The organism is Arthrobacter sp. Y3223164 (assembly GCF_059091005.1).
Window position 1 is genome coordinate 1 of record NZ_JBNHGF010000509.1, and the last position, 1,682, is coordinate 1,682.

Annotated in this window: 2 protein-coding genes; both read left to right on the top strand. The window is 70.5% G+C overall.

What is annotated here, in order from left to right:
* The first annotated feature begins 158 nt into the window (after positions 1–158).
* The gene (locus AC5RUJ_RS15900) at positions 159–1,322 is read left to right on the top strand and encodes a zinc-dependent metalloprotease (protein WP_494001925.1); all 1,164 of its coding nucleotides are present in this window, start codon (positions 159–161) and stop codon (positions 1,320–1,322) included.
* Positions 1,319–1,682, top strand: a 364-nt coding sequence (locus AC5RUJ_RS15905) for a PP-loop family protein (protein WP_494156200.1), incomplete at its 3' end; no start/stop codon positions are given. The genes AC5RUJ_RS15900 and AC5RUJ_RS15905, both read left to right, overlap by 4 nt.

Genomic DNA, 1,682 nt, shown 5'->3' on the forward strand with positions numbered 1-1,682 from the left:
GCGGCCGCCGGCTACTCTTCCGCCGACCTTGGCTGCTGAGCCCCGGCCGCCGGCTACTCTTCCGCCGACCTTGGCTGCTGAGCCCCGGCCGCCGAGCCGCTTCAATCGATGCCCGCCGGTAGTGACCGGCTCGCCGCTGATGTGATCTGATGGGACGCATGGACAGTAGCGCACCGACCCCCAGTGAATCCGGCGCCACCCCAGGCCCCGCCCCGCGGTTGGTCAACTGGGAACTGGCCGCGTCCACGGCAGCCACGCTGACCCCCGCCGGCCCCCGGATGAAGGCCGCGGAAATGCGCGCCGCCGTGGCCGAGATGCGCCGGCTGGCGGAAGAGTCGGTGGACCACGTGCACCGCATCACCGGGTTGGAGGCCGCCCGCGACCTGCGCGACTCCGATGTGCTGATCGTGGACCGCGCCGCTTGGTCCAGGGCAAACGCCCGCAGTTTCGAGGTCATGCTGGCCCCGGCTATCGCCGCGCTCGCCGAAAAGCGCCCGGATCAGCTCAAGAACGCCACCACGGCCGTGGGCAGCGTGCTCACCGGCACCCAGATGGGCGCCATCCTCTCCTTCCTCTCCAGCAAGGTGCTGGGCCAGTACGACCCCTTCTGCTCCCTGTTGCCCGGGGGCCCGGCCGCCGGGCGGCTGATGCTGGTGGCGCCGAACATCGTGACCGTGGAGCGGGAACTGAATGTGGTGCCCGCCGACTTCCGCCTCTGGGTGTGCCTGCACGAGCAGACCCACCGGGTGCAGTTTGCCGCGGCCCCCTGGCTGCGCGACCACATGATGGAGCAGATCGGCGGGCTGTCGTCCTCGCTGGTGGAAAAGGCGGACACCCTCGGCGAGCGGCTGCAGCAGACGGTCAAGGCGGCCGTCGCCGCGGCCAGGGACAGCGGAAAGGACGACGGCGGAGGGCCGGGTTCCGCGCTGAAGGGTTCCCTCCTCGATCTGATCCAGGGGCCGGAGGAGAAGGCCGTCTTCTCACACCTGACCGCCGTGATGAGCCTGCTGGAGGGCCACGCCAACGTGGTGATGGACGCGGTCGATTCCTCGCTGGTCCCGACGGTCAAGACCATCCGCCAACGTTTCAACGCGCGCGGCAAGAGCCGCGGCGCGCTGGAAAACTGGATCCGCAAACTCATGGGCCTCGATGCCAAGGCCCGGCAGTACTCCGACGGCGCCAAGTTCGTCCGTGCGGTGACCCGGCAGATCGGCATGGAGGGTTTTAACCAGGTGTGGGAGCGTCCCGAAAACCTGCCCACGGAAGAGGAGATCCACCACCCCGACCTGTGGGTCAGCCGGATGGACCTCAGCCGCGCATGAGCGGTGTTGCAGCGGACCGGCGCAAGCCCCGGTTGCATCCGCGGGTGGCAGACGCCCGGCACCAGCTGCGCCAGGCGCTGGAACAGTTCGGTCCGCCGGCAGCGACCGCCGGGGGCGCCGAACCGCAGCTGTTGCTGGTGGCCTGCAGCGGGGGACCGGATTCGCTGGCCCTGGCCGTCGCGGCGGAATTCTTCAACCGGCCGGCCCGCAACGGTGTCCGTCCCTATCGGGTGGGGGCCGTCGTCGTCGACCATGGCCTGCAACAGGGCAGCGCGGCGGTGGCCGAGGGTGCCCGGCTGCAGCTCGAAACGCTGGGGCTGGCCCCGGTCCAGGTCCGCCGGGTGGCCGTGGAATCGGCCG

Excerpts from the sequence above, each read along its gene's own strand:
- AC5RUJ_RS15900 (WP_494001925.1), top strand. The coding sequence starts at position 159 with ATGGACAGTAGCGCACCGACCCCCAGTGAATCCGGCGCCACCCCAGGC.